Consider the following 18,920-nt stretch of genomic DNA (forward strand, 5'->3'; position numbering starts at 1 on the left):
GGGCGCCTGAGCTCGTGCCTCACTGTGACCGGGCCCGGGCCCGGAAACCGGGCCCATGATCTAGCCTGGGCCCACTTTCCGGGCCCGGGCCCGGAAAGTGGGGGAGGCCGGAACGCGCCCCGAACGAGCTAGTTGTCGCCGGTACCGAGCTCGGCGTGCAGGGGCCAGTCCTGGTCATCGAGAATGAGCTGGGCGCAGGCGCCGGTGCGGGCGTTGACGACGATGGGGGCCATCAGATTCACGGTCGTGGTGCTCTCGCCCGGGTTGACGACGACGAGCACGAGGGCGTCGTCGGGGGTTGTCAACGACAGGGCAATGGACTGCTCGCTCGAGATCGCGGGGGTGTAGTTCGGTAGAAAGATGGCCGCGTCGAGCACGAACAAGCGCGTGGTCGGCTGAGCGGATGCCTGCAGCGAGTACAGCCCAGCCGCCCCTTCGATCTCGTTGAGCACGAAATCGGTGAGCGGCGCCAGCCCGGGCGGGGGAGAGACGAAGCTGAGGGTGGGGCTGGTGAGGGTAGTGGTCATGAGAGAAAGTCCATCAGGGTTGGTTGAAGTACACGGGCGGTAACCGCGAGGGCGGCCTGGTAGGTCACTTCCTGCAGTTTCAAATCGATGATGACCTGGCCCAGGTCGGCGTCTTCGATGCCGGACCGTTGGGCATCCAGTGTTCCGGTCTTTTCGAGCAGGGTTGACTGTGCGCGTTCCATCTGCACCTGGCGGGCGCCAATCTCACTGCGCTGGCCGGTCATGATGGCCATCCGATCGTCGAGAGCACCGAGGCGGGCGCCCACATTCACTGGTGCGGTCGATCGCAGGTCGGCCACGATGTCGTCGAGCAGTTTGAACACCGTGTCGTCGCCGGTACCGAAGATGGTGCCGCCCTCCGCATCGACTCGCACGGTGCTGGTGGCGCTGATGCGCCGTTCGACGCTGCCCGCGCCCGTCGTGTCGCCGGCGAACGCATAGGTCACCGATCCGTTCTCTGTCACGGTTTTGAACGCTGTGGTGTCGTCAGAGTTGCCGGCGAAGACGCTGCGCCCGAGAAACTTCGTGTTGGCCTGGGTCAGAAGGTCGGTCTTGAGCCCCTCGATCTCAATGGCGATGGCTTCCTTGGCCGTCGCCGAGAGGGAGCCGGAGTTCGCGCCCTGCACGGTGAGGTCGCGCACCCGGTTCATGATGTCAGACACCGAACTGAGCGACGATTCGATCGTGGTCAGCCAGTCGATGCCGTTGTCGGCGTTGGCGCTGTACTGGTCGACCGCGCGCATCTCGGCGCGCACCGACATGGCAGCGGCGGCAGCGGTGGGGTCGTCGGACGAACGATTGATGGTTTTGAGCGTGCTGGCCTGCTCCTGCAACCGCGCAAGGTGCGTCATGTTCGCCTGCAGGTTGCGCTGGGCGGAGCGCATCTGCGTCTGGGTGGTCACTCTCTCGACCATGAGCTACCTCCCGACCAATCCGGTGCGATTGATCAGAGTGTCAAGCATTTCGTCGACGGCCGTCATCATGCGGGCCGCCCCCTGGTACGCGTGCTGGAACATGAGCAGGTTCACGTTTTCTTCGTCGAGGTCGACCGAGGAGTTGGCGAGCTGCTGGTTTGCAGCGCCCGACGCGGTGGAGCTGGCCAGCGCCGCCGATTGCAGCTCGGTCTGCGTGAGCACGCCGGTCTTCGTCACGAAGTCCGACCACGTGGTGCTGGGCGACACAATCGCGCTGCCGTCTGCGTTGGCCGCGAATCCGGCGCCGAGCTGGGCGATCGCATCCGCTATCGAGCCGTCGTAAGCGCCGGCGTTTTGGGCGGCAACGGCCATATCAGCGGATGCCGTCGGCACGATACTGAGACCCTGCGCGGCGGGTGCAACCAGGGACACGGCGAAGAAGGCCTTGCCGGTCTCGCCGGATTGGGTGTAGCCGGTCGAGTAGATGGCGTTGACCTTCGTGGCCAGCTCGCTCGCAAAGGCGTTATACGAAGCGGCGGCTTCGGCCAGGGCCCCGCCGGAGCCATCGTTCGCCGGGCCAAGCAAAGACAGGGCGCCGGCGATTTCGCCGCCGTCCATCGTCACCGGGGTGCTGGCGTTGTCGGACCAGACCAGCTTCATGGGCTGGCCGTCCGGCATGACGCGCGATCCCTCGATGCCGATCTGGTGAGCGATACTGCCCGAGACGAGCGCATTTCCGCCCACCAGCACGTTTACCGTTCCGTCGGCCTGCTCCGTGACGGTCGCTCCGGTGAGGGCGGCGATCGTGGTGGTGAGGGCGCTGCGGTGGTCGAGTAATTCGTTGGCGGTGCCGCCGGTGGCCAGGGTCTGGCGGATCTGCACGTTGAGTGCGGCGACCTGGGTGGCAGCACCGTTGAGTTCGGAGACCATGTTGTTCAGGTCGCTGCGCACCGCTGACCACTCGTCGGACACCGCTTGGTAGCCCTCGGAGATCTGGGTCAGCAGTTCGCCGGCCGTGCCGAGCAGCAGTGCGGCGGGCGCGGCCGTGTCGGTGCCGTTGGCGAGGGTCTGCCAGCCGGCCCAGAATTCATCGAGCTTGGCCGAGATGCCATCTTCGCCGGGTTCGTTGAGCGAGTCTTCGACCGAGGCGAGCGAGTTGGCGCGCACCGCTGTATAGCCGGCGGTCGCGGCGGTCGCCCGCACGCGGGCATCCAGTTGGGCACTGGCGAGGCGGGCAATGCCGTCCATGGCAACGCCCTCGCCGACCCGGGCGCCCTGGGAGAAGACGCCGGTCGAGGCCGTCGCACCGATTGCCGAGGTCGATATGCGCTGGCGGGTATAGCCATCCGTGTTGGCGTTGGCAATGTTCTGGCCGACCACGTTCAGGCCCTGGCGCGCAGCAACGAGGCCGGTGTACGCGGTGTTCAAGCCACCGAATGTGCTCACCGTGTTCTCCGTTCTTCTCGTTGGTCGTGCAGGCTAGAGGTTGCGGTCGAAAATGCGTGCGGCGGTCACCGGGGTTCCGGTCACCCCGCTCGCGTCGTAGGTCTTGGGGCTGGCGCTGACCGTGGTCATCGTCTCCTGGGTGGAGCGCGCTGCCGCCCGAATGAAACGTTCGTTGGTGTCGCGCAGTTCTTTGATCTGGGTGGTGAGGTCGCCCATGGCCTTGAGGTGTGCGCTGAAGATCTCGCCCCACGGTCCTTCGGGGGCGTTGGCGGCGAGTTCGCGCAGCGTTGCGTCTTCGGCGGTTCCCCACTGGGTCGCCAGCGCGGCTACCTCGACGGAACGTCCGAGTCCGGCTTCGCGCACGTGGCCCAGAACCTGTTCGACCTCGCGAGTGGCGTGTTGCAGCCAGCGGGATTTGCCGCCCTGCAACAGCAGGTGTTCCTCTTCGAGTTTGAAGACGAGCAGCTCGAGCAGCTCCCGTTCGCGCCAGAGCAGCGCGGATAGTTCGTTGGCGCCCATGACCCCTCCGTTCACCATTCTTGTCTCGGCCGATGACACACGGGTGCGCGCACTCCAGCCGATTCGAAGCCACTATCGGCATGAATAACCGCTCGGTTAGCTAATTCCGGCCGCAATGTTGCCGCGATGAGTGCGCGTGTCCCCTAAAAATAGGACCCAAATGTTGCAAATGGGTCTTGTTTTGGTACCCATTCGCCCATGTTTGGGGGTAGCTTGTTCAGCGAGGCTGTTGTGCCTCGCGCGGGGGTGAACAGCACACTCGTCGTGAACGGGGTCAGGCAAGTGTCGGGGGTCGCAGTGAATCGAGCAGATCGCAACGCCCTGGTGGTCGAGAATCTGCCCCTCGTCGGCTACCTTGTTTCGGAGGTCTGGGCCAAGGCCCGCCACCTCTCCCGCGACGACCTCGCGTCGGCTGGCGCGGTCGCCCTCATTACTTCAGCCGATGCCTTCGACCCGGCTCTCGGGGTTCCCTTCGGAGCCTTCGCCCGCCGCCGCATCATCGGCGCCTTCGCCGACGAGATGCGGTCGAGTGACTGGGCCACCCGCTCGGCTCGCCGCCGCATCAAAGAAACGCTGGCCGTGCAGGAGACTCTCTCGGCCGCCCTCGGCCGCACGCCGAGTGTCAGTGAGATCGCCGATGCCCTCGGCGTCGACCGCGAGACCGCTGCGGCCGGCCTGGCCGACGCGGCCCGCACCCTCTCGGCCCTCGACGACACGACCGCGGAGTTTCTCGTGGCCGACACCGCCATGCCCGAAGAGTCGCTGCTCTCCACCGAGCGCCTCGTCTACCTGCGTGCGGCCATTGCTGCCCTGCCTGAAAAGATGCGCGCCATCGTCGAGCAGATCTACTTCGACGACCGCCCGGTCAAAGACATTGCGGCCGAGCTCGGCACGACCCACTCCGCCGTCTCCCAGATGCGCGCCGAGGCCATTCGGCTGCTGCGCGACGGACTCAGCACGCACTACGCCGACGAAATCGAGACTGCGGCTGCCTACCAGCCGGAGTCCCGCATTGCTCCGGCTCGCCGCAGCGCCTACCTCGCCCGCCTCGCCGACCTCGCCACCGTGGGAATGACCCGCACTGCTGCGCACCTGCAGCTCGACACGGTCGAAAGCGCAGCCTCCTGAATTTGCACCTCCCTTCGCGCTGGCCCATGGATGGGCCGGCTTCATAACACCTCACGGAAGAAACCATCATGGACATGCAGATCAACACCAACACCTCGGCATCCGACGCGTACCGCAATCTGGCCGCATCGCAGACGAGCCTCGCACAGCCGACGGTTGCCATCTCGAGCGGAATCACCTCGACCGAGCCCGCAATCACTGCCGACAGCGTCAATTTCGAGGGCAAGACCCGTGCGGTCTCGGCCGAGAACACCCTGGCCGCGGCATCGCGCCTGACCAACAACGCCATGGCCGAGCAGATGGTGGACCTCACCCGGGTGAGCATCCTCACCCAGCCGGTCACCGCCGTCTCCGCCCAGGCCAACCAGTCGAACTCCGACGTACTGCAGTTGCTGCGCCCCGCGGCGTAAGGCTGCCGCACGTTCGGGCAGCGGATGCCCAACAGCCGCCCGTACTGACCGTTGCGGAATGCGTGACTCGCCGTGAACGGCAGTCGCCCATTTCTGCAGCGGTCATTTCGGTTCGGATGACTCATTTCACGAAATCAGTTCACCCAGATTTCTAACCCGCTATCGCAATCGGTCGATAGCTCATGGTGCTGGCCCATGGATGGGCCGGCGTACTTTGACCCAATCACGGAGGATTCATCATGGGCATGCAGGTAAACACCAACGTCGCGGCAAACAACGCCTACCGCAACCTGGCAGCAACACAGAACGACCTGTCGAAGTCGCTGGAGAAGCTCTCCAGTGGCCTTCGCATCAACCGTGCAGCGGATGACGCTGCCGGACTTGCCATCTCAGAGGGCCTGAAGTCGCAGGTCGGTGGCCTCACGGTCGCCAGCCGCAACGCCCAGGACGCCATCAGCGTCATCCAGACCGCTGAAGGTTCGCTCAACGAGGTCACCTCAATCCTCCAGCGCATGCGCGACCTCGCCGTTCAGGCCGGCAACGACTCGAACAGCGTCGAATCGCGCGCCGCTATCACTACCGAAGCCACGGCGCTCACCGAAGAACTTGGCCGCATCGGATCGTCGACGAACTTCAACGGGACCGACCTACTCAAGGGCGGCTCCTTGAGCTTCCAAATCGGTGCCAACACGGCGGACCAAATTAGCGTCGACCTCGCTGACGTTACCAGTGTCGCGACAGCCCTGACCACCTCGCCCGCTGGTGCATCGTTTACCGTTGCGCCGGCCACCACTGGCGGAGCGCAGACTTTCTCGGTGACGAACGCGGACAGCTCTGTCACTACGGTGACGGCGACCCTCGCCGCATCCGGAGCGTATTCGAATGTTGATCAGGTCGCTGCTGCGTTGAACGCCAACGCTCAGTTCTCCAGCAACTTGCAGGCCACTGTCGTTGCAGGCAAGCTCGAAGTGAAGTCGACGACCGGCGGCACGGTCGGTACCGCCAATCCGAGCACAACCTTGACCGCCGGAGCGGTTGTTCCGAGTTCGAATGCACTAAATTTCACCAGCGCAGCGGGCGCAGCAGCTGCAATCACCACCATCACCAATCAAATCGACACCATTTCCAGCGCCCGCGCCGAGCTCGGTGCCTCGCAGAACCGCTTCGAGAGCGTCATCAAGAACCTGGCCGTCTCCAAGGAGAACCTCAGCGCTGCCGGATCGCGTATTCGCGACACCGACATGGCCGAGGAAATGGTCAAGTACACCCGGGCGAACATCCTGTCGCAGGCCGGTACCGCCATGCTCGCGCAAGCGAACCAGTCCAACTCGGGCGTTCTGCAGCTGCTCCAGTAATACCGGCACAACAGCACGACCAGATCGAACCTGATCTGAGCTTGGCTGCAGCCGAGGCGCGAACTCAATTTTGCGCCTCGGCTGCTGCCAGGCTTTCTGCACAGCAGCAGCAGCAGCAGCAGCATCCGCTCTGATCAGCAGTCCCCAGCTCGCCGCGCGCACGAACCAGAAGGACACGCAATGTCTCTCGCAGTCGATGGCCTGATCAGCGGCCTGGATACCACCTCGCTCATCAACTCCCTGATGACCCTCGAAGCCGGCCCGCAGAATTTGCTCAAGGCCAAGGTCACCAGCACGAACACCCTCATGACGGCGTTGCAGGGCCTGAACAGTTCCATTGCCTCGCTTGCCACCCTCGCCAACAAGAGCGTCACCGTCGACTCCCTCAACCTCTACGCGGCGAAGAGCACCTCGTCGACGGTCACGACTTCGGCGTCGACCAGCGCGACCTCGGGCTCGCTCGACCTCGTCGTGACCCAGCTCGCCCAGGCCCAGTCCGGCGTCACCGCCGCCATGACCGTGGCGTCGACCGTCGATTACACCCTCGTTGCGAGCGACGGCACCAAGACCTCAATCACGTCCGCCAGTACCTCTCTTGACGACGTGGTCAGCGCCATCAACACAGCGGATGCCGGCATCACCGCCACGAAAATCGCCTCCGGCACCGACGGCGCGGGTGTTACGCAGTACCGCCTGCAGCTCGTCGCCGGCGAAACCGGCGTGGCCGGCGCCTTCGCCCTGCATGCGGGAACTTCCGCCATGGTGACCGACGGTACTTCGACCAACCTGCTCACCGCCCCCGGTGCCGCTGTCATCCGCACCGCCCAGGACGCCTCCGTTACCCTCTGGAAGGGAACGGCCGCCGAGCAGGCGATCACCTCCTCGACGAACACCTTCGCCGATCTTCTCCCCGGCGTCGCTGTCACGGTCTCCGCAGTGTCGGCCGACCCGGTCACGGTGAGCGTCAGCCGAGACGACGCCGCGGTCAGCACCATCGCCAAGACCCTGGTCGATTCGCTCAATTCGCTCTTCGCGTTGATTTCCACGAAGTCTGCCGTGGTCAACAGCACCGACAGCACCGGCAAAGCCGTGGTCTCCGGTGGAGTCTTCAGCGGCGACAGCACCGTGCGCGACGTGAAGCAGCTCATTCTGAACGCGGCGTCGTACCCGGTAGGCGGCCGCTCGCCGAGCGAGATCGGCATCAACATCACCAAGACCGGCACCATAGAATTCGACGCCGACAAGTTCGCCGCCGCCATGAAGAGCGACCCCGAGTTCGTGAAGTCGGTACTGAGTGAGATCTCGTCGCGCGTCGCCGCCGCGGCCACGAGCGCCTCCGATAAGTACGACGGAATGATCACCGGCAAGATCACCGGCCAGGAAAGCCTGGTCAAAAGCCTCGGCACCCAGATCGACAACTGGGACCTTCGTCTCACGTCGCGCCGGGCTAGCCTGGAACGCACCTACGCCTCACTCGAGGTTCAGCTCAGCAACATGAACGCCCAGTCGGCCTGGCTCACCGCCCAGGTCGATGGCCTCAACGCCTCCAACGGAAAATGATGACTATGACTATGGGAACCAACGCCCAGCGCTCGCGCTACAACCGCGATGCCGTTCTCTCGGCCACCCCGGTTCGCCTGCTCACCATGCTCTACGACCGCCTGCTGCTCGACCTAAACCGGGCCGAAGCGGCCCAGCAGCGCCAGGACTGGCAGATGGCCTCGGACAACCTGATTCACGCCCAGGCCATCGTGTCGGAGCTGAGCACCTCGCTCAACGTCGACGCCTGGGACGGCGGCGAGGGGCTCTTCTCCCTCTATACCTACGTCTCGACCGCCATGGTCAGCGCCAACACCCACCGCGACCCGGCCCGCACCCACGAATGCATCTCGCTGCTCGAACCTCTGCGGCTCACCTGGCACGAAGCGGCCGAGATGCTTCCGGCCGCCCCGGCGCCGGTCGCACGCCTGAGCGGTGAGCTCGGTATTGGCTAGCATCACGCCAGCCGCCACAGCGGATGCCGCAGCTCGCGCACAGTGGGCGGCCGCGCTCGACGCGCTCGAACTCTCGCTCGACGACGCGGCCCGCGCCATGACGGTATCGACCAACGCCGACGGAGGAGTCATCCCGACCCTTCCGGCCTGGACGCCTCCCCTCGCGCTCGGAGCCCTGCCTGCGGAACTCGCCGTTCGCGTGCAGGATCTTCTCACCAACCAGCAGAAGCTCATCGGTGAACTCGAGCAGGCGCGAACCCTCACCCTCCGGCACCTCACGGCGGTACGGTCGGTGCCTCCGGAGCGTGACGCGCGCGCATCCGTTTATCTGGATGTGAACGGGTGACCCCCCGTCCGAGGGTAGTGAAACACTGGCATCGCGGCGTAGCGCAACAAACTTGTGGAATGTTCCTACGAACTCCTAACGCTTCTATCGGGGTGACCGATAGCAAGGAGTGAGCACGGATTGCTCACCACCGGGCCACGGATCGGCCGTCTTGTCTTTTGTCGACGAAACGGGTACTCATGCTGGATTCCGTGACCTCCCTGGCCCTCTCGAGTGCCCTGGACGGCCTCGCGCTGCGCCAGCGCACCATCGCGAACAATATCGCCAACATCAACACCCCCGACTACCACGCCAAGGTCGTCTCGTTCGAGAATGCTCTGGCCAAATCGGTGGCTGACGGTAACGGTGTTTCGGCGGCCACAACCGAGCGTTCGCTCGATCCGACCCTGCTCAACGGCAACAACGTGAACCTCGACACCGAGACCCTCGCCAACATCGACGCCCTGCTGCGCTACCAGTTCGCCGCCAAGGCCGTCGAAGGCCCGGTCTCGTCCATTCGCGCCGCGATGAAGACCGCCTGATGGTCGACGCCATCGGCATCGCCGGCAGCGGTATGACGCTGCACCGCAAGTGGCTCGACGCCATCGCCGACAACCTCGCCAACGCCAACACCGTGACCGCCACAACGGATGCTGCCTTCCAGGAGCGCTACATTCTCGCGCAGGAAGGCGCCGGCAACGTCGGCGCCAGTGCCACATCGGCTTTCGGTGGTGCCGAGGGAACCCTCGTGTACGAGCCGGAGCATCCGCTCGCCGACGCCGATGGCTACGTGCGTTACCCCGATATCGACATGGCCGAGCAGATGGGCCACCTCATCATGGCCCAGCGCGGCTACCAGGCCAATGCGGCCGTCGTCGACCGGGCTAAGACCGCCTACGAAGCAGCACTTCAGATCGGACGTGGCTGATGCCACTTGGCGCTATCAACGCAACCACCGCACTTTCGGGTGTCATGGGCAGCTCGGCCACGACAGCGACGCAGCGCACCGATGGCTCGGGCTTCGGTACCGCCCTCTCGGGCGCCGTCGACAACCTGCAGCAGCTGCAGGGCACCTCCAACACCCTCGCCATCCAGGCCGTCACCGGTGACCTGGGTGACATTCACACCGCCACCATCGCCGCGACCCGCGCCCAGGTGACCATGGAACTCGTCGCCGCCGTGCGTAACAAGGGCGTCGACGCGTTCAACGAGATCATGAGGATGCAAGCCTGATGCCCCGGCAAGTCACCAGCGTCTTCAAACGCCTCGGAAACGCGATTCGCGAGTTCACCATCGCCCAGCGCACGGTCGCCATCATCGGCGTCGCCGTGCTCGTGCTCGGCATCGCCGCGCTCAGCATGTGGGTCACCAAGCCCTCCTACACCCCCCTGTTCTCCGGCCTCAGCGGCGAAGACGCCAACAGCATCGTCGAGCAGCTGCGCGCCGACGGCGTCGACTACGAACTCGCCGACGGCGGCGCCACCATTCTGGTGCCCGAAGCCAACGTCTACGACGAACGCATCAAGGCCGCGTCGACCGGCCTGCCCACCTCGAGCACGGGGGGATACTCCCTGCTCGACACGATGGGCGTCACCTCGAGCGAGTTTCAGCAGTCGGTGACCTACAAGCGCGCGCTGGAGGGTGAACTCGCCAAGACCATCGGAGCCCTCGACGGCGTGAAAATGGCCTCCGTGCAGCTCGCCATCCCCGAGGAGAGCGTCTTCGTGTCGGAGCAGAACGACCCGACGGCATCCGTTTTCGTGGAGACCCGAAACGGGGTTTCGCTCTCCAACGACCAGGTGCAGGCCATTGTGCACCTGACCAGCGCCTCGATCGACGGCATGACCGCCGCCGACGTTGCCGTCGTCGACTCCACCGGAGCCGTTCTCTCCGCTGTCGGCGTCGGCGCCACCGGGGGCGCCGACCAGCAGGCGTCCGACTATGAAACCCGCGTGCGCACCGCCGTGCAGACCATGCTCGACCAGGTCGTCGGCGCCGGCAACGCCACCGTCGTCGTCGCCGCCGACATGAGCTACGAGTCGGCCGAACGCGTCGAAGAAACCTTCACCGCGCCCACCGACACTTTGGCCCTCAACGAATCCGTCGACACCGAGACCTACTCGGGAACGGGCGGCAGCGCCGCCGGCGTGCTCGGTTCCGACACGGCCGCCGTTGCCGACGGCGCCACCGACGGCACGTTCTCCAGCGAATCGACCACCCGCAACAACGCCGTGAACAAGGTCACCGAAAGCCGCACCATCCCGGCTGGATCCATCACCCGCCAGACGGTTTCCGTGGCCGTCGATTCCGATGCCGCCGCCAACCTCAACGTGGCCGACATCACCTCGCTCGTCGCGTCGGCCGCCGGGATCGACGCCATCCGCGGCGACGCGGTCACCGTCGAGGTCATGGCCTTCGACACCACCGGCGCCGCAGCAGCAGCCGCAGCTCTCCAGGCCGCAACGGATGCGGCCGCTGCCGATCAGTTCGCGGGGATTCTGCGGGTGTCGGTGATCACCGCCGGAATCGTGATCACCCTCGTCGTCAGCCTGATTCTCTACGCCCGCCGGTCACGCCGCCAGAGCCGGGAAGCGGTCGAAATCGGCGACCTCACCGAAATGCAGAACGCCCTGGGGGACGCCACCGTTCCGCTCGCCGTGACATCGTCGGCCGGCTCGTTGTTCCTCGACAACCCGAACAACACCCCGACCAAGGTCATTCCGACCATCAAATTCGTGCCCTCAGACACCGACATTCGCCGCGCCGAGATCGACTCACTCGCCCAGACCGACCCGCGTGCCACCGCCGAGTTCTTGCGCGGATTCATGGATGACCGGCAGCACGCATGACCGAGACACAAACCTCACTGACCGGCACCCAAAAGGTGGCCGTCGTGCTCATGAACATGGATCGCCAGCGCGCGACCGAGGTGATGAAGCAGTTCAACGATGTTGAGGCCGAGGTCATTGCCGGGGAGATCATTCAGCTGCGCAACGTCGACCCGGCACTGGCTGAGACAACGCTCAACGAGTTTCACGAGATCACCCTCAAGGGTCGCCGGCTGTCCCGCGGCGGACACGAGTTCGCTGTGGGGCTGCTCGAGGCGTCCTTCGGCGCCGAGCGTGCAGCGGGCGTCATGAACCGCGTCGCCACGTCGATGGCCGGCAAAGCGTTCGAGTTCCTGGACCCGTCGGAGCCCGGCGACGTGCTCAACCTGCTCGATGGTGAAATGCCGCAGACCATCGCCCTCGTGTTGGCGCACCTGCGGCGCGACCAGGCATCCGCTGTGCTGGCGGGAATGGAACCGGGCCTCCGCACCGACGTTGCCCAGTGCATCGCCACCATGTCGAGTGCCACCCCCGAAGCCATTCGTGTCGTCACCGACACCCTCAAACTGCGCACCGGCAAGATCGTCTCGCGCGAGAGCGTCGAGGTGGTCGGAGGGATCCAGCCGCTCGTCGACATCATCAACCGAGCGGATGCCGCCACCGAGCGGGCGCTTCTGGAAAGTCTCGAAGAGCGCGACCCCGCCCTGGCCGAAGAGATTCGATCGCGCATGCTCACCTTCGCTGACATCGTCAAGCTCGAGAGCCGTGACGTGCAGCAGGTGCTGCGCGGCATCGACACCAGCACTCTGGCCATGGCCATGAAAGGCACCTCCGACGCCGTCACCGAGGTCATTCGAGCCAACCTGTCCGAGCGCAACCGTGACGTGCTCGACGACGAAACCAAGAGCCTCGGGCCGGTGCGCATGCGCCAGGTCGAAGATGCCCGCGCCACAATCGTGCGGGCGATCCGCGACATGGAAGCCCAGGGCAGCATCACCGTGCAACGCGACGCCGACGACGAATATGTCAACTGACACCGGTTTCGGTCGCATGGCCTTTCCTCGCCTGCGCGACGAGGAGCAGGACCGCGAGGCCGAACAGAGCAGGGCCGAGGGGCATGCCGCCGGCTACACCGAGGGGTTGCGCCTCGCCGCAGCGGATGTCGAACGTCGCGCCGACGAGATCAACGCCGAGCATGCCCAAAACGAACGATACGGCGAAGCGCAGATCGACCATGCCGTGCTTTTGCTCGCCGCTGCCGCTCGCGCCCTCGACGAACGCAGCGTCCCGCTCATCCAGCAGGCCGAGGGAGCGCTCGTGAACATGTCTCTGGAGCTGGCGGAGGCCATCCTGGGCGTTGAACTCAGTCGCACCGAGCCGTCGGCTCGCCGCGCCCTCGAGCGCGCCCTGCACCAGCCCGATCAGCTGGACCGCAGCGAGGTGCACACCATTCGCATGCACCCGGATGATCTCGCAATCCTGGGCGAACAGACTCGCGCGCTGGACAGCATCCGCTTCATCGCGGATTCGCGGCTGAAGCGTGGCGACGCGATCACCGAATTCAGCGACGGCTTTCTGGACGCACGCATCGGCACGGCCTTCGCGCGCGCCACGGCCGCCCTCACTGCGGAGCAACGATGAGCACGCTGTGGCGCCCCCGCGCGCAGCAACTCGCCGAGGCTTTGCAGGCTGGCCGTCCCGAACGCGTCGGCATCGTGACGTCGATCATCGGCCTGAGCGTCGAGGTGCGGGGCCTGCGCTCGGCCATCGGCGACATCGTCACTCTCGGCGCCGAACCGGGCCGCCCCGGCATCGACGCTGAAGTGGTCGCCACGACGCAGGGTGGCGTCCGGTGCATGCCGCTTGGCCGCATCACCGGCTTGCAGGCCGGCGCGCGCGTGCGATCGGCCGGTTCCCCACTGCTCGTGCCCACCGGGCGAGGCCTCTTCGGCCGGGTCATCGACGGGCTTGGTCGACCGATCGATGGCAAGGGTCCGTTACACTCCGACGCTTTCGTCTCCCTCGAACACGACAGCCCCTCGGCGATGCACCGGGCACGCATCAGCACCCCGTTGCAGCTCGGCGTGCGGGTTCTCGACACGCTCACCACGGTCGGTCGCGGTCAGCGCCTCGGTCTGTTCGCCGGTTCGGGCGTGGGAAAGTCGTCGCTGCTGTCGATGATCGCCCGCGGAACGGATGCCCAGGTGTCGGTCATTGCGCTGGTGGGGGAGCGCGGACGTGAGGTTCGCGAGTTTCTCGAAGACGATCTCGGCGCAGAGGGACTGGCCCGTTCCATCGTCGTGGTTTCCACCTCGGACGAACCCGCGATGATGCGGCTGCGCGCGGCGTTCACCGCGACCCGCATCGCCGAATCATTTCGCGACCAGGGCGCCGACGTCATGCTCATGATGGACTCGCTCACCCGCGTGGCCATGGCCCAGCGCGAGATCGGGCTGTCGGTCGGCGAACCGCCGGCGACCCGAGGCTACCCGCCCTCGACCTTCTCCGTGCTGGCACGACTGCTCGAACGCGCCGGCACCGGCGAGACCGGCTCGATCACCGGCGTCTACACCGTGCTCGTCGACGGTGACGACCACAACGAGCCGATCGCCGACGCGGCGCGGTCCATTCTCGACGGGCACGTCGTGCTCGATCGCAAGCTCGCCATCACCGGCCATTTTCCCTCGGTCGACGTGCTCGCCTCCATTTCACGTGTTGCCTCCCGGGTGAACAGCCCCGAACGCACCGCGATCGCGACCACCCTGCGCAAGGTGATGGCGGCCAGGCAGGGCGCCCAGGACCTGCTCGACGTCGGCGCCTACCGCGCCGGCACCAATCCGCTCGTCGATGCCGCCGTCGACAACGATGTCGCAATCAAGGCCTTTCTGCAGCAACGAATGGACGACCAGACCCCCAGTGACCAGGCCTGGGCCCAGCTCAATCGGTTGACGCGCGCGTTCGGGGTTGCCGCATGAGCCGCCTCTTTCCCCTCGCCGGGCTGCTGCGGCTACGCCGGCTGCAGCAGGATCAGGCTGCGCTCGACCTCGCCGAGGCGAATGCCCGGGTCACAGCGAGTGAGGCGCGTCGCGGGCGTGCCCGCTCCGCCCTCAGCGCGATCGGCAACACTCCCCAGACCGTCGCGGCACTCAACGCCATGGCCGCCGCGCGTTCGTCGTCGCGAAGCATGCTCGCCGAGCTCGATGCCGTCGGACGCAACCACCAGGAAACCCTCGACTCGGCACAATCGGTGTTCAATGCGGCCCGAGCCGAGTCGGTCGCGCTGGAGAAGCTGCACGAACGGCATGCCGCCGCCGTGCTGGCCTCCGACCTGCACGCCGAGCAGACCGTGCTCGACGAAATCGCCGGCGCACGCTGGCACCGCAACCGCACCGCGACCGAAGACCAGGAGACGCCATGACGATGATCGCGGCCATGGGCCGAATCAGCCAGATTCAGGCGACGCTGCAGCAGCTCGCCGGCGTCTCGACCGATAAGGTCACGACGACCTCCGCGGCGGGGACCGCGGCGGCATCCGCTTCGGCCGACAGTTTTGCGGCCACCCTCACGGCGGCGCTCGGTACCACCGCGACCAGCGTGGCCGGTGCGAGCAACGGCACGACGGGCGCCGACGTCGTCGCCTCCGCCAAGAAGTACCTCGGCGTTCCTTATGTGTTCGGTGGCGAAGACTCCAGCGGCATGGACTGTTCCGGACTCGTGCAGACCGTGTATGCCGATATTGGAATAGAGCTTCCGCGTCTCGTGTCTGGCCAGATGAAAATGGGTACCGAGGTCGCTTCCCTCGCCGAAGCCCAGCCGGGCGACCTCATCGTCACCGGCGGCGGCGACCATATCCTCATCTATGCCGGCGACAACAAAGTCATTCACGCTCCGTACCCCGGACGCACGGTGTGCCTGCGGGAGGCGTACATGACGGATGCCGACATCACCACCATCCGCCGCATCATTCCGGCCAATCCCGCGGCAACGGGCACCGGCACCGGCACCGGCTCCGCCGACATGCTGAGCGCAGCGTTCGCTGCTTTTGCCCAGCAGAATTCAACCGTGACGGGAAGCACACTATGACGCTCACCCTCGGGCAGTTGCGGCCCAGCGCGTCGCCGGCCGCATCCCCGGCTCCGCGCGACCCGAGTACGTCTTCGCCGGGCGCCGACGCGTTCGGATCGATCATGCACGATACGCTCGCGGACCGTGCAGCGGTCGCGTCGGGCGCGAACTCCAGGCGCGAGCAGAGTGCCGACCGCGCCCGCGAATCTGCGACAGAGTCGGCGTCGGCTGCCGCTGACTCGACGACACCGAATTCGGGGCCATCCACCGTCACGCCGGCGGATGCCGGGGCGGCGGTCCCCGCATCATTTTCGGCTGCTCTGACCCGGGCGACCGCGGGCGGCGCTGCTGCAGCCAGCACTGCGGCGGACTCCAGCGTTGAAGCTGGGCCGGTCGGCCCTTCAGCGCTCGACAGCACCGCGCTTCTCGGCGCGGCTCTTAACGGCGCGGCCATCGACGACGACGCCCTCCTCGCTGCGTCGTCGGCAGCAAACGCCGCGGCTGTAAACGCGCAGGCCACTTCCGCTTCTTCAGGCCCCCCCGCCGCGCCCGCTACCGCGACGGCTGCCGCGTCCACCGGCACCGTAACCCCGTCCGCCACCACGTTCGCCAACCTCGTGGCCGCTGCCGCCCCGGGCGCGGCCAGCCGGGCCACGGCAGCTTCCGGCAGAACCCCCGCCGCTGGCACAGCGACTTCAGATTTCGCCGCGGCAGCCGCCGGGGCGGATGCCGCGGCGCTCCCCGTCGAAACCGCAGTGGCAACCACAGCAGCGACCCCGGTCGCAGCGGCGAATGTGAGTGCGACGGCCCCGACGGCGGCGCCGACCCTGCCCGGTGTCGCACAGAACAGTGCCGCACAGAACAGTGCCGCCCAGAACAGTGCCGCCCAGAACAGTGCCGCCCAGGCTGCCGCCGCACAGAACGTCTTCGCCCCGAACCTCACCGCGCCGGTCGTCGCGAGCACAGACGGTTCACCCAGCTCGGCGCGACTCGAATCGGTAAGGACGACGAGCACCGATGCCGGTGCACCGGCGCCAGCCGCGGCATCCGCTGTGCCGGCAGGGGGGGCAACGGCCGTGCCGGCCGCGCTGCCGATGACCGTGGCCGCCCAGGTCGCGCCGCCGGCCGCCGCCGTGCCGCTCACCACGCAGATCATGAAGCCGCTGTTCTCGCTCACCAGCGCGGCGCCCGGTGAGCACGTGCTCACCATCAGCGTGACCCCCGACAACCTGGGGCCGGTCACCGTGCGCGCACACGTGTCGGGAGAGGGCATCCGGATGGAGCTGTTCGCTCCCACCGACCTGGCCCGCGAAGCCCTGCGGGCGATTCTGCCTGACCTGCGCCGCGACCTCGCCGGCACCGGCCAGAGCGCGCAGCTGGACCTGTCCTCCGACAGCCAGGCCGGCGATCCAAGCGCCACCCGTCAGCGCCGCTCCGACGCCGACGGCCGCAATCCCAACGCTCGCAGTCCTGACGGTCGAGTGCCGGACACTCCGCTGCAGAACCGACCACCCCGATTCGGGTCCACCCACACCATTGACGTACTGGCTTAGAAGGAGAACAACGTGACAATCGACGCCCTGGCAGCCAATGCCGCCGCTCCAACCGGAATGTACACGTCTACGACCACGACGCGCACCCCCAACCAGTCGATGGACTCGGAGGTGTTCATGTCGCTGCTGGTGACGCAGCTGCAGAACCAGGACCCCAGTTCGCCGATGGACACCAACGAAATGATCGCCCAGACCACCCAGCTCGCCATGATGGAGAAACTCACCGAAATGGCTACCGCGAGCGAAGAGGGATTCTCCCTGCAGATGCGCACCTCGGCGGCCGCGTTGGTGGGGGAGACGGTCACCTACACCAACGCCGATGGCGTCGAAATCACCGGGCTCGTTTCGTCGGTGTCGTTCGCCGATGCGGTTCCCCTGGTGACCGTCGACGGGGAAGCCGTCGCCCTCGATGTCATCTCCGGCGTGACCGGTGCAGTCAGCACCGCGGAGGCGACCACCGCGGCCTGATCCGCGGCCGCCCCGCCTCCACTCTCGTACCCCATTCTTCTTTCTTGAAAGGCCTCATCCCATGCTTCGTTCCCTGTACTCCGGTATCTCCGGTCTTCGTTCACACCAGACCATGCTCGACGTGACCGGCAACAACATCGCCAACGTCAACACGACCGCGTTCAAGGCGTCCGCTGCGCAGTTTCAGGACACCCTCTCGCAGCTGACCCAGGCCGCCGGCGGGGCCACACCCACCGCCGGTGGCACCAACCCGGCCCAGGTCGGCCTCGGCGTGCAGGTCGCCGGAATCTCCACGAACTTCGCCCAGGGTTCGTCGCAGGCGACCGGCAAGTCCACCGACCTCATGATCTCCGGCGACGGCTTCTTCGTCACCGCCCTCGGCGGCGAAACGCTGTACACCCGGGCCGGCTCCTTCGAGTTCGACTCAGCTGGACGCCTGGTCACGCCCGACGGAGCCATCGTGCAGGGCTGGGGCGCCGTCGACGGCGTCGTCGCCGACGGCGGAGCGACCGGCAACATCTCGCTGCCGGTGGGCGCCATCGTTCCCGCAGAAAAATCGACCGCCGCGACTTTCAGCGGCAACCTGCCCTCGGATGCCGAGGACGGCAGCACCCTCGTGCGCACCGTCGACGTCTACGACGACCTCGGAAACTCCCGCACGGTGTCGCTGACCTTCACCCGTACGACCACGCCGGATGGCTGGACCGTTGGCCAGACAGGTGGCGCCCCGGCTGACGTCGTTCAGCTCACCGCTGAGACCGACGCAGACGGACCGACGGGCAACTTCGGGGATGTCACTGGTTTTGCGGTTGATGGAATCACAATAAACCTGAACGACCTCAAGGGCTTCTCCGGCCTCGCGACCGTGGCTGGCGCCACCGACGACGGCAACGAGGCTGGCACGCTCAACAGCTACACGCTCGGCGCCGACGGCACCCTGGTCGGCCTGTTCAGCAACGGCCAGCAGCAGGCGATCGGTCGCATCGCCCTCGCCACCTTCGTCAACCCCGGCGGGCTGGAAAAGGCCGGCTCCTCCGCGTACCGCGCCACCTTCAACTCCGGGGGAGCCGAACTCGGCACGCCGGGCGCGGCCGGTCTCGGCTCGCTCACGAGCGGTGCTCTCGAAATGTCGAACGTTGACCTCTCGCAGGAGTTCACCAACCTCATCGTCGCGCAGCGAGGCTTCCAGGCCAACGCCCGCATCATCACCACCTCCGACGAGGTCCTGCAGGAGCTGACCAACCTGAAGCGCTAATCGATCTGCTGAGCGGCTCTGGCCCCGCACCTGCCGGGTCCGGAGCCGTTCCCTGCTGTGGGCATCCTGCCGAACTAACGGGCCGGGCTACCTAACGTGAGCGGCGCGGCGGCCGACAGTACAGCATGACGCC

General features: G+C 66.4%; 22 protein-coding genes. 18 read left to right on the top strand and 4 right to left on the bottom strand.

Translation table 11 applies throughout. The annotated features are described in order from the left end of the window. Positions 1 to 128 precede the first annotated feature (128 nt). The 4 genes from E3O06_RS14975 to E3O06_RS14990 are packed head-to-tail and all read right to left on the bottom strand — an operon-like array spanning position 129 to position 3,406. A complete protein-coding gene (locus E3O06_RS14975; protein ID WP_134504179.1) occupies positions 129 to 527 on the bottom strand; it encodes a flagellar assembly protein FliW in 399 nt (132 codons plus the stop codon). Then, a complete protein-coding gene (gene flgL, locus E3O06_RS14980; protein WP_134504180.1) occupies positions 524 to 1,441 on the bottom strand; it encodes a flagellar hook-associated protein FlgL in 918 nt (305 codons plus the stop codon). Before flgL ends, E3O06_RS14975 begins: the two co-directional genes overlap by 4 nt. Positions 1,442 to 1,444: 3 nt before the next feature. After that, positions 1,445 to 2,887 (bottom strand): flagellar hook-associated protein FlgK, encoded by a 1,443-nt coding sequence (gene flgK, locus E3O06_RS14985; RefSeq protein ID WP_134504181.1) that lies wholly within the window; start codon positions 2,885 to 2,887, stop codon positions 1,445 to 1,447. A gap of 33 nt (positions 2,888 to 2,920) precedes the next feature. Further along, a complete protein-coding gene (locus tag E3O06_RS14990; protein WP_134504182.1) occupies positions 2,921 to 3,406 on the bottom strand; it encodes a flagellar protein FlgN in 486 nt (161 codons plus the stop codon). A gap of 297 nt (positions 3,407 to 3,703) precedes the next feature. Here E3O06_RS14990 and E3O06_RS14995 point away from each other — a divergent pair, with 297 nt between their 5' ends. The 18 genes from E3O06_RS14995 to E3O06_RS15080 all read left to right on the top strand — a co-directional run bounded on the left by E3O06_RS14995 (position 3,704) and on the right by E3O06_RS15080 (position 18,787). Beyond that, on the top strand, positions 3,704 to 4,534 hold the full coding sequence (locus E3O06_RS14995) for a sigma-70 family RNA polymerase sigma factor (protein WP_134504183.1): 831 nt from the start codon (positions 3,704 to 3,706) through the stop codon (positions 4,532 to 4,534). A gap of 68 nt (positions 4,535 to 4,602) precedes the next feature. Next, positions 4,603 to 4,944: a hypothetical protein gene (locus E3O06_RS15000; protein WP_134504184.1), complete on the top strand. Its 342-nt coding sequence runs from the start codon at positions 4,603 to 4,605 to the stop codon at positions 4,942 to 4,944. Between the two features lie 239 nt (positions 4,945 to 5,183). Continuing rightward, entirely contained in the window at positions 5,184 to 6,299 is a 1,116-nt protein-coding gene (locus E3O06_RS15005; RefSeq protein WP_134504185.1) for a flagellin N-terminal helical domain-containing protein, read from the top strand. A 180-nt stretch (positions 6,300 to 6,479) separates the two neighbouring features. Then, positions 6,480 to 7,859: a flagellar filament capping protein FliD gene (gene fliD / locus E3O06_RS15010; protein ID WP_134504186.1), complete on the top strand. Its 1,380-nt coding sequence runs from the start codon at positions 6,480 to 6,482 to the stop codon at positions 7,857 to 7,859. A gap of 5 nt (positions 7,860 to 7,864) precedes the next feature. After that, on the top strand, positions 7,865 to 8,293 hold the full coding sequence (gene fliS / locus E3O06_RS15015) for a flagellar export chaperone FliS (RefSeq protein ID WP_134504187.1): 429 nt from the start codon (positions 7,865 to 7,867) through the stop codon (positions 8,291 to 8,293). Further along, a complete protein-coding gene (locus tag E3O06_RS15020) occupies positions 8,286 to 8,639 on the top strand; it encodes a hypothetical protein (protein ID WP_134504188.1) in 354 nt (117 codons plus the stop codon). Before fliS ends, E3O06_RS15020 begins: the two co-directional genes overlap by 8 nt. Positions 8,640 to 8,818: 179 nt before the next feature. Continuing rightward, positions 8,819 to 9,160: a flagellar basal body rod protein FlgB gene (locus tag E3O06_RS15025; RefSeq protein WP_134504189.1), complete on the top strand. Its 342-nt coding sequence runs from the start codon at positions 8,819 to 8,821 to the stop codon at positions 9,158 to 9,160. Beyond that, positions 9,157 to 9,546 (top strand): flagellar basal body rod protein FlgC, encoded by a 390-nt coding sequence (locus tag E3O06_RS15030; protein WP_134504190.1) that lies wholly within the window; start codon positions 9,157 to 9,159, stop codon positions 9,544 to 9,546. The genes E3O06_RS15025 and E3O06_RS15030 overlap by 4 nt, the downstream gene beginning before the upstream one ends. Then, entirely contained in the window at positions 9,546 to 9,851 is a 306-nt protein-coding gene (fliE, locus tag E3O06_RS15035; RefSeq protein WP_092339713.1) for a flagellar hook-basal body complex protein FliE, read from the top strand. Before E3O06_RS15030 ends, fliE begins: the two co-directional genes overlap by 1 nt. After that, the gene (fliF, locus tag E3O06_RS15040) at positions 9,851 to 11,467 is read left to right on the top strand and encodes a flagellar basal-body MS-ring/collar protein FliF (RefSeq protein WP_134504191.1); all 1,617 of its coding nucleotides are present in this window, start codon (positions 9,851 to 9,853) and stop codon (positions 11,465 to 11,467) included. The genes fliE and fliF overlap by 1 nt, the downstream gene beginning before the upstream one ends. Beyond that, positions 11,464 to 12,480 (top strand): flagellar motor switch protein FliG, encoded by a 1,017-nt coding sequence (gene fliG, locus E3O06_RS15045; RefSeq protein WP_134504192.1) that lies wholly within the window; start codon positions 11,464 to 11,466, stop codon positions 12,478 to 12,480. The genes fliF and fliG overlap by 4 nt, the downstream gene beginning before the upstream one ends. Then, on the top strand, positions 12,470 to 13,087 hold the full coding sequence (locus E3O06_RS15050) for a FliH/SctL family protein (RefSeq protein WP_166788230.1): 618 nt from the start codon (positions 12,470 to 12,472) through the stop codon (positions 13,085 to 13,087). The genes fliG and E3O06_RS15050 overlap by 11 nt, the downstream gene beginning before the upstream one ends. Beyond that, on the top strand, positions 13,084 to 14,421 hold the full coding sequence (locus E3O06_RS15055; RefSeq protein ID WP_134504194.1) for a FliI/YscN family ATPase: 1,338 nt from the start codon (positions 13,084 to 13,086) through the stop codon (positions 14,419 to 14,421). Before E3O06_RS15050 ends, E3O06_RS15055 begins: the two co-directional genes overlap by 4 nt. Next, positions 14,418 to 14,864: a flagellar FliJ family protein gene (locus E3O06_RS15060; RefSeq protein WP_134504195.1), complete on the top strand. Its 447-nt coding sequence runs from the start codon at positions 14,418 to 14,420 to the stop codon at positions 14,862 to 14,864. The genes E3O06_RS15055 and E3O06_RS15060 overlap by 4 nt, the downstream gene beginning before the upstream one ends. Then, positions 14,861 to 15,529: a C40 family peptidase gene (locus tag E3O06_RS15065; protein ID WP_134504196.1), complete on the top strand. Its 669-nt coding sequence runs from the start codon at positions 14,861 to 14,863 to the stop codon at positions 15,527 to 15,529. The genes E3O06_RS15060 and E3O06_RS15065 overlap by 4 nt, the downstream gene beginning before the upstream one ends. Continuing rightward, positions 15,526 to 17,064 (top strand): flagellar hook-length control protein FliK, encoded by a 1,539-nt coding sequence (locus E3O06_RS15070; protein WP_134504197.1) that lies wholly within the window; start codon positions 15,526 to 15,528, stop codon positions 17,062 to 17,064. The genes E3O06_RS15065 and E3O06_RS15070 overlap by 4 nt, the downstream gene beginning before the upstream one ends. Before the next feature lie 12 nt (positions 17,065 to 17,076). Continuing rightward, positions 17,077 to 17,532, top strand: coding sequence for a flagellar hook capping FlgD N-terminal domain-containing protein (locus E3O06_RS15075; RefSeq protein WP_134504198.1), 456 nt, complete (start codon positions 17,077 to 17,079; stop codon positions 17,530 to 17,532). A gap of 61 nt (positions 17,533 to 17,593) precedes the next feature. Continuing rightward, positions 17,594 to 18,787, top strand: a complete 1,194-nt coding sequence (locus E3O06_RS15080; protein WP_134504199.1) for a flagellar hook protein FlgE — start codon at positions 17,594 to 17,596, stop codon at positions 18,785 to 18,787. Positions 18,788 to 18,920: the final 133 nt, after the last annotated feature.

Origin of the sequence: Cryobacterium glaciale, assembly GCF_004402535.1 — a bacterium.
GTDB lineage: Bacteria > Actinomycetota > Actinomycetes > Actinomycetales > Microbacteriaceae > Cryobacterium > Cryobacterium glaciale.

Bases quoted from the DNA above. Each gene is read 5' to 3' on its own strand.
- E3O06_RS15055 (WP_134504194.1), top strand. From the start codon at position 13,084: ATGAGCACGCTGTGGCGCCCCCGCGCGCAGCAACTCGCCGAGGCTTTG.
- E3O06_RS15070 (WP_134504197.1), top strand. From the start codon at position 15,526: ATGACGCTCACCCTCGGGCAGTTGCGGCCCAGCGCGTCGCCGGCCGCA.
- fliF (WP_134504191.1), top strand. From the start codon at position 9,851: ATGCCCCGGCAAGTCACCAGCGTCTTCAAACGCCTCGGAAACGCGATT.
- E3O06_RS14975 (WP_134504179.1), bottom strand. From the start codon at position 527: ATGACCACTACCCTCACCAGCCCCACCCTCAGCTTCGTCTCTCCCCCG.
- E3O06_RS15065 (WP_134504196.1), top strand. From the start codon at position 14,861: ATGACGATGATCGCGGCCATGGGCCGAATCAGCCAGATTCAGGCGACG.
- fliS (WP_134504187.1), top strand. From the start codon at position 7,865: ATGACTATGGGAACCAACGCCCAGCGCTCGCGCTACAACCGCGATGCC.
- E3O06_RS15050 (WP_166788230.1), top strand. From the start codon at position 12,470: ATGTCAACTGACACCGGTTTCGGTCGCATGGCCTTTCCTCGCCTGCGC.
- E3O06_RS15080 (WP_134504199.1), top strand. From the start codon at position 17,594: ATGCTTCGTTCCCTGTACTCCGGTATCTCCGGTCTTCGTTCACACCAG.
- E3O06_RS15000 (WP_134504184.1), top strand. From the start codon at position 4,603: ATGGACATGCAGATCAACACCAACACCTCGGCATCCGACGCGTACCGC.
- fliE (WP_092339713.1), top strand. From the start codon at position 9,546: ATGCCACTTGGCGCTATCAACGCAACCACCGCACTTTCGGGTGTCATG.
- flgL (WP_134504180.1), bottom strand. From the start codon at position 1,441: ATGGTCGAGAGAGTGACCACCCAGACGCAGATGCGCTCCGCCCAGCGC.
- E3O06_RS15005 (WP_134504185.1), top strand. From the start codon at position 5,184: ATGGGCATGCAGGTAAACACCAACGTCGCGGCAAACAACGCCTACCGC.
- E3O06_RS15025 (WP_134504189.1), top strand. From the start codon at position 8,819: ATGCTGGATTCCGTGACCTCCCTGGCCCTCTCGAGTGCCCTGGACGGC.
- fliG (WP_134504192.1), top strand. From the start codon at position 11,464: ATGACCGAGACACAAACCTCACTGACCGGCACCCAAAAGGTGGCCGTC.
- E3O06_RS14990 (WP_134504182.1), bottom strand. From the start codon at position 3,406: ATGGGCGCCAACGAACTATCCGCGCTGCTCTGGCGCGAACGGGAGCTG.
- E3O06_RS15060 (WP_134504195.1), top strand. From the start codon at position 14,418: ATGAGCCGCCTCTTTCCCCTCGCCGGGCTGCTGCGGCTACGCCGGCTG.
- fliD (WP_134504186.1), top strand. From the start codon at position 6,480: ATGTCTCTCGCAGTCGATGGCCTGATCAGCGGCCTGGATACCACCTCG.